This is a genomic window from Curtobacterium sp. A7_M15 (assembly GCF_030705415.1).
In the GTDB taxonomy this organism is placed as follows: Bacteria; Actinomycetota; Actinomycetes; order Actinomycetales; family Microbacteriaceae; genus Curtobacterium.
The window spans coordinates 1-5591 of the sequence record NZ_JAUZED010000165.1 but is presented as its reverse complement, the minus strand read 5'-3'; the positions used below and the strand labels follow the sequence as shown (position 1 = coordinate 5591).

The 5591-nt window shown below is 72.6% G+C and carries 9 protein-coding genes; 6 read left to right on the top strand and 3 right to left on the bottom strand.

Annotation, left to right across the window (positions count from 1 at the left end; all coding sequences use genetic code 11):
- Positions 1 to 114: 114 nt before the first annotated feature.
- Positions 115 to 603 carry a DUF4126 family protein gene (locus Q7F20_RS17675; RefSeq protein WP_305741374.1) on the bottom strand — a complete coding sequence of 163 codons (489 nt, stop codon included), beginning with the start codon at positions 601 to 603 and terminating at the stop codon, positions 115 to 117.
- A 129-nt stretch (positions 604 to 732) separates the two neighbouring features.
- Between Q7F20_RS17675 and Q7F20_RS17670 the strand changes: the two genes are divergently transcribed.
- The 6 genes from Q7F20_RS17670 (at position 733) to Q7F20_RS17645 (ending at position 4410) form a co-directional block, all read left to right on the top strand.
- The gene (locus Q7F20_RS17670; protein ID WP_305741373.1) at positions 733 to 1080 is read left to right on the top strand and encodes a PadR family transcriptional regulator; all 348 of its coding nucleotides are present in this window, start codon (positions 733 to 735) and stop codon (positions 1078 to 1080) included.
- A gap of 2 nt (positions 1081 to 1082) precedes the next feature.
- The gene (locus tag Q7F20_RS17665) at positions 1083 to 1451 is read left to right on the top strand and encodes a DUF1048 domain-containing protein (RefSeq protein ID WP_305741372.1); all 369 of its coding nucleotides are present in this window, start codon (positions 1083 to 1085) and stop codon (positions 1449 to 1451) included.
- The gene (locus tag Q7F20_RS17660) at positions 1448 to 2227 is read left to right on the top strand and encodes an ABC transporter ATP-binding protein (protein ID WP_305741371.1); all 780 of its coding nucleotides are present in this window, start codon (positions 1448 to 1450) and stop codon (positions 2225 to 2227) included. The genes Q7F20_RS17665 and Q7F20_RS17660 overlap by 4 nt, the downstream gene beginning before the upstream one ends.
- Positions 2227 to 2988 (top strand): ABC transporter permease, encoded by a 762-nt coding sequence (locus Q7F20_RS17655; protein ID WP_305741370.1) that lies wholly within the window; start codon positions 2227 to 2229, stop codon positions 2986 to 2988. The genes Q7F20_RS17660 and Q7F20_RS17655 overlap by 1 nt, the downstream gene beginning before the upstream one ends.
- A 66-nt stretch (positions 2989 to 3054) precedes the next feature.
- Entirely contained in the window at positions 3055 to 3702 is a 648-nt protein-coding gene (locus tag Q7F20_RS17650) for an SDR family oxidoreductase (RefSeq protein WP_305741369.1), read from the top strand.
- Positions 3703 to 3705: 3 nt separating this feature from the next.
- Positions 3706 to 4410, top strand: coding sequence for an alpha/beta hydrolase (locus Q7F20_RS17645; protein ID WP_305741368.1), 705 nt, complete (start codon positions 3706 to 3708; stop codon positions 4408 to 4410).
- Here Q7F20_RS17645 and Q7F20_RS17640 read toward each other — a convergent pair.
- Both Q7F20_RS17640 and Q7F20_RS17635 read right to left on the bottom strand, forming a co-directional pair.
- A complete protein-coding gene (locus Q7F20_RS17640; protein ID WP_305741367.1) occupies positions 4358 to 4912 on the bottom strand; it encodes a DUF6611 family protein in 555 nt (184 codons plus the stop codon). The two genes, Q7F20_RS17645 and Q7F20_RS17640, sit on opposite strands and share 53 nt — an antisense overlap.
- 5 nt (positions 4913 to 4917) lie before the next feature.
- A complete protein-coding gene (locus Q7F20_RS17635; RefSeq protein ID WP_305741366.1) occupies positions 4918 to 5448 on the bottom strand; it encodes a hypothetical protein in 531 nt (176 codons plus the stop codon).
- Between the last annotated feature and the right edge of the window lie 143 nt (positions 5449 to 5591).

The window sequence follows — 5591 nt, the reverse complement described above, 5'->3', positions numbered from 1 at the left end:
GGGGCGCCATGACCCTCAGGGGGCGCAGAACCTGTCGCGTGCCCGACGCGTGCCCGGCGTGTGCCGGCGCAGAGCGCGACGAGCGTCCCCGGCGCGGGCCCGGCGCAGAGCGCTTCAGTCGGCCGTGATCACCTTGACGGAGCCGGCGATGGTCGCGGCGTCCTCGGCGAGCGCCACGACCGGGTCGGGCAGGTGCGTCGTGGCACCGACGAGCTTGCGCGCACCCCAGCCGACGAAGCTGCCGACGATCGCGCCGACGCCGCCGAGGATCGCGCCCTCGATGCGCAGGTCACGTCGCCCGGTCGTGCCGAGCGCTGCCCCGACGAGCGCACCGGACGCCACGCGCCCGGCGAGGCCGGCGGGGGAGATCCGGTTCGGGGTCTTCGGGAGCTTGTCGCCGATCAGCTCGCCGACCGCCGAGGCGACGAGGACGCCACGGCCGAGGGGCGTGCTGAAGACCTTCCAGTCCTGCCACGAGCCCTTCAGCGAGGAGCGGTCGCGGTTCAGCGCCATGATGGCGAGCGGCGTGGCACTCCGGCCGCCGCTGAGGATGCCCAGGACCAGGGTCCGGACCAGGGTGTGCTGCTCGTTCTTCGTGCTCATGGGTGCTCCTGTCGTGTCGGTTCGGAAACTACTCTTGCGCTCCTGGTACTCAGCGTTACTATGTACCAGTAGTCAGCGACACTGAGTACGCCGCACCACGAGGCCACGCACCGACCGCAGGAGGCACGCATGCCCAAGCAGGAGACCGAGATGCTCAAGGGCATCCTCGAGGGGATCGTCCTCGCCGTGCTCGCCGGCCGCCCGGCCCACGGGTACGACATCACCGCCTCGCTCCGGGAGCAGGGCTTCACCGACATCGCCGAGGGGACGATCTACGCCCTGCTCGTCCGGATCGAGCAACGCGGCCTCGTCGACGTCGAGAAGGTCCCGTCGGAGAAGGGCCCCCCGCGCAAGGTCTTCACGCTGAACGCCCGCGGGCAGGAGCAGCTCGACGACTTCTGGCGGGCCTGGGCCTTCCTCGCCGGACGGCTCGACCACCTCCGGCACACCACCACCACGACGAACGGACAGGACTGATCATGGGGATCTCGATCTCGGACATCACGACCAAGCTCATCGGCGACAAGAAGCGCTGGAAGCAGTACAAGGCCCGCACGGCAGCGCTGCCGACGAGCCACCGCACCGCCGTCGACGGCGTCGAGCGGTACCTCATGTACACCGGCCCGAGCGACGGCGAGCAGCTCATGCGCATGCTCGACGACCTCGCGGACCTGTTCGAGCAGAGTGCGGCCGACGGCACGAGCGTCCGTGCCGTGGTCGGCGACGACCCGATCGCCTTCGCCGAGGACTTCAAGGCCAACTACGGCCTCGGTTCGTGGCTCAGCAAGGAACAGCAGCGCCTCGTCGACACGATCGCCGCGGCCGACCGAGAAGGGGACCCGTCGTGACCGCGGCGATCCGGATCCGGGGGCTCGAGAAGTCGTTCGGCGACCTGCACGTCCTGCGCGGCGTCGACCTCGACGTCGAGACCGGATCGGTGGTCGCGCTGCTCGGGTCGAACGGGGCGGGCAAGACCACCGCGATCCGCATCCTCGCGACGCTGACGAAGGCCTCGGCCGGCACCGCGTCGGTCGCGGGACACGACGTCGCCGCCGACCCTGCCGCGGTCCGCGAGGCGATCAGCCTCACCGGGCAGTTCGCCGCCGTGGACGAGGTGCTGACCGGCCGTGAGAACCTCGTCCTCGTCGCACGACTCCGGCACCGACGGCACGCCGGGCGCATCGCCGACGAGTTGCTCGACCGGTTCTCGCTCACGGCCGCCGGCCCCCGCCGCGCGGGGACGTACTCCGGTGGCATGCGCCGGCGGCTCGACATCGCGATGAGCCTGATCGGCGACCCGTCGGTGGTCTTCCTCGACGAACCGACGACGGGCCTCGACCCCGAGGCGCGGATCGAGGTCTGGGACGCCGTCCGCGCCCTCGCCGCGAGCGGCACCACGGTCCTGCTCACGACGCAGTACCTCGACGAGGCCGAGCAGCTCGCCGACCGCATCGCGATCCTGCACGAGGGCCGCATCATCGCCGACGGCACCCTCGCCGAACTCCGACGACTGCTCCCGCCCGCCCGGGTCGAGTACGTCGAGCGGCAGCCCACGCTCGAGGACGTCTTCCTCGCCGTCATCGGGCACCGCCCCGACGCCGTCACCACGAAGGAGGTGGCCTGATGTCCGCTCACCCGATCCACGACACCGCTGTCCTGACCGGGCGCTCCCTGCGGCACGTGCTCCGGAGTCCGGACACGATCGTCACCACCGTCGCGATGCCCGTCGCCTTCCTGCTGCTGTTCGTGTACGTCCTCGGCGGCGCGATCGACACCGGGAGCACGCCGTACGTCGACTACCTCCTGCCGGGGATCCTCCTGATCACGGTCGCGTCCGGGGTGGCGTACACCTCGTACCGGCTGTTCCTCGACCTGCGGGCCGGGATCGACGAGCGCTTCCGGTCGATGCCGATCGTGCGCGCGGCGTCGCTGTGGGCGCACGTGCTCACCTCGCTCGTCGCCAACCTGGTGTCGGTGACCGTGGTGGTCGGCGTCGCCCTGCTCATGGGGTTCCGGAGCGGAGCGGGCATCGCGGCGTGGCTGGCGGTGCTCGGGATCGTGGTGCTCTTCACGCTGGCGCTCACGTGGATCGCGGTCGTCGCCGGCCTCTCGGCGAAGTCGGTGGACGGTGCGAGCGCGTTCTCGTACCCGCTGATCTTCCTCCCGTTCGTCAGCTCCGCCTTCGTGCCGACGGACTCCATGCCCGGTCCGGTCCGGTGGTTCGCGGAGCACCAGCCGGTGACGTCGATCGTGGACTCGATCCGTGCGCTGTTCGCCGGGCAGCCGCTCGACTCGGACCTGTGGGTGGCCCTCGCATGGTGCGTCGGCATCCTGCTGGCAGCCTTCGGGGCGGCGACCCTGGTGCAGCACCGGCGGGTCGGCTGACGCGACCGGCTGCCGTCCGCTGGTGCGCACCCCGCGCGCCGAGCCGCCGCGAGTAGCGTCCGGTCCATGAGCAACGTCATCGTCCTCGGCGGCCACGGCAAGGTCGCACTCCTCGCCACCCGCATCCTCACCGACCGCGGCCACACCGTCACGTCGGTCATCCGCGACCCCGACCAGGCCGACGACATCCGGGCCCACGGTGGGCAGCCGCACGTCGCCGACATCCAGCAGCAGACCCTCACCGACTTCGCCGAGCTCATCCACGGACACGACGCCGTGGTCTGGTCGGCTGGCGCCGGCGGCGGATCGGCCGACCGCACCTGGGCGATCGACCGCGACGCCGCGATCCTGTCCGTCCAGGGAGCCGCGAAGGCCGGTGTCGACCGCTACGTCCTCGTCTCCTGGTCCGGCTCGAAGCTCGACCACGGGGTGCCGCAGGACGACGACTTCTTCGCGTACGCGCAGTCGAAGATGATCGCGGACGCCGTGCTCCGCGACTCGGGGCTCCGCTGGACGGTCGTCGCGCCGAGCACCCTCACCGACGACGAGCCCACCGGTGCGATCGGCTGGGACGGCTCCTCGACGCAGGTCCCGCGCGGGGACGTCGCACACGTGGTGGCGGACGCGGTCGAGGGCGACGGGACGATCGGCCGGACGATCCGGTTCAACACCGGCTCCACCCCGATCGCCGACTTCCTCAGCGCGGCGGACTGAGCGGTGGGGGAGCCGACCGTCCTGTTCGTGCACGGTGCCCTCGTCCGCGACGGCGCGTGGTGGTGGGCACCGACGGGCGACCTGCTGCGAGAACGCACGGGGATCGCCAGCCACGCCGTGGCCCTGCCGTCGTGCGGGGAGACCGAGGCCGGCGGCGGCCTGCAGGAGGACGCCGCCGCCCTCCGCCGTGCCCTCGACGAGGTCCCCGACGCGATCGTCGTCGGACACTCCTACGGCGGGACCGTGATCGCCGAGGCGGGACCCCACCCGGCGGTCCGGCACCTGCTGCTCGTGTCGAGCTACCTGCCGCCCGTCGGAGCGTCGCAGGGGTCGATCATGTCCGGCGAGCCCGATCCCGTCACGGTCCGCCCGGACGCCGACGGACGGATCGTCGTCGACGGGTACGACGAGCGGTCGTTCGGCGCCAGGTTCCTGCAGGACGCCGACGCGGCGACGCAGCGGGCGGCGTGGGACCGGGTCACATCGCAGGACGTGCGGGCGTTCGGCACCCCGACGAGCGCCGCGGGATGGGCCGGCGTCGACTCCACCGCGGTGGTCTGCGGCGACGACCGGTCGACGACCGTCGGACTCCAGCGGGAGCACGCGGCGCGGGCCACCCGGGCGGTCGAGCTCCCGACGGGCCACCACCCGTTCATCACCCGACCGGACCTCGTCGTCGAGCAGCTCGAGGCGTTCCTGCGCGACTGACACCCCCACGCGGACCGCTCGGCAGGTCGTCCCAGACGTCGGCCCAGATCGTCTCGAAGTCCACCGGACGGATCGCACCCGCGCGGAGCGCCCGCTCCGGCACGGTCAGGGCGTCGAGCGACGCGCCGAGCAGTCGCACGTCCCCGTGCACCTCGGGTCGCCCGGTGCCGTGGAAGGTCGTCACGGTGAGTCGCCGGACGCCGGGACGGAGTCGCCGTGCAGCCCGGCCGAGCAGCAGGAACCCGCACGCGTACACACCGACGGCGGCGACGGTCCCGAGTACCGCGTGCGGTGCGAGCGCAGCCATCACGGCGATCGCCAGGAGTGCCCCGACCGCCGGCCACGACGACCAGGCCCGGAGCACGGTGCGCTCGCGGCGGGTGGTGCCCGGCGGGTAGACGACGAGGGTCCTCGTGCTCCACATCGTCCGGTCGACGGGCCGCACGACGTACCGACCCCACACGTGCGGGCCGTCGACGACCCGGGAGCGCAGGTCGGACACGCCGCTCACCGGACGACCTCGGCTCGGACCGGCACCACGACGTCCCGGTGCCGGATGGCCGCGACGCACGGGAAGCAGAGCAGGTCGCCCTCGCGGACGTCGGCGGGCAGCGGGGCCGGGAGCCGGTGGAAGGGACCGTCCTCCGCGCCGTCGCACGGCGTGAGGACGTACGTCTGGGTCGGTGCTGCCGTGCTCACCCGTCCGATGAGCCGCACCTGGTCGAGCACGGCGAACCGGGGCAGCACCGCGTCGAGCTCGAGAAGGACGACACCGGTCCGTGGCCGCCGCACCCGGAGGACCGACGCCACGGCGACGCTCACCTCGCCCGGTGTCCACGTGCGGGGGCGGTAGCGGGGCGGTGCCTGCTCGGCGGTGTGCACGCACGGGGTGCCGGTGAGTCCGGCGAGCCGGACCATCGACACGGCGGCGACCAGGACGTCGCCGGTCGTGGTCTCGGTGTGCGCGGGCCAGAGGGTCGGGTCCACGGGGTCGGGGAGGGACGCGCGGAGCGTCGGGAGGATCGCGGTCAGGGTCACCACTCCACGATCCGGCGGGGGAGATGGTGCCGACAGCGTCCTGACGGTTCGCTGACGCCATCGGTCGGATCCCGTGCGCGGTCCTGACGGACGCGACCCACGGGCGGACGGGAGGCACGGTGCGGACCGGCACCGTGCCTCCC

Coding starts and splice junctions, on each gene's coding strand:
- Q7F20_RS17675 (WP_305741374.1), bottom strand. CDS start 603: ATGAGCACGAAGAACGAGCAGCACACCCTGGTCCGGACCCTGGTCCTG.
- Q7F20_RS17670 (WP_305741373.1), top strand. CDS start 733: ATGCCCAAGCAGGAGACCGAGATGCTCAAGGGCATCCTCGAGGGGATC.
- Q7F20_RS17665 (WP_305741372.1), top strand. CDS start 1,083: ATGGGGATCTCGATCTCGGACATCACGACCAAGCTCATCGGCGACAAG.
- Q7F20_RS17655 (WP_305741370.1), top strand. CDS start 2,227: ATGTCCGCTCACCCGATCCACGACACCGCTGTCCTGACCGGGCGCTCC.
- Q7F20_RS17650 (WP_305741369.1), top strand. CDS start 3,055: ATGAGCAACGTCATCGTCCTCGGCGGCCACGGCAAGGTCGCACTCCTC.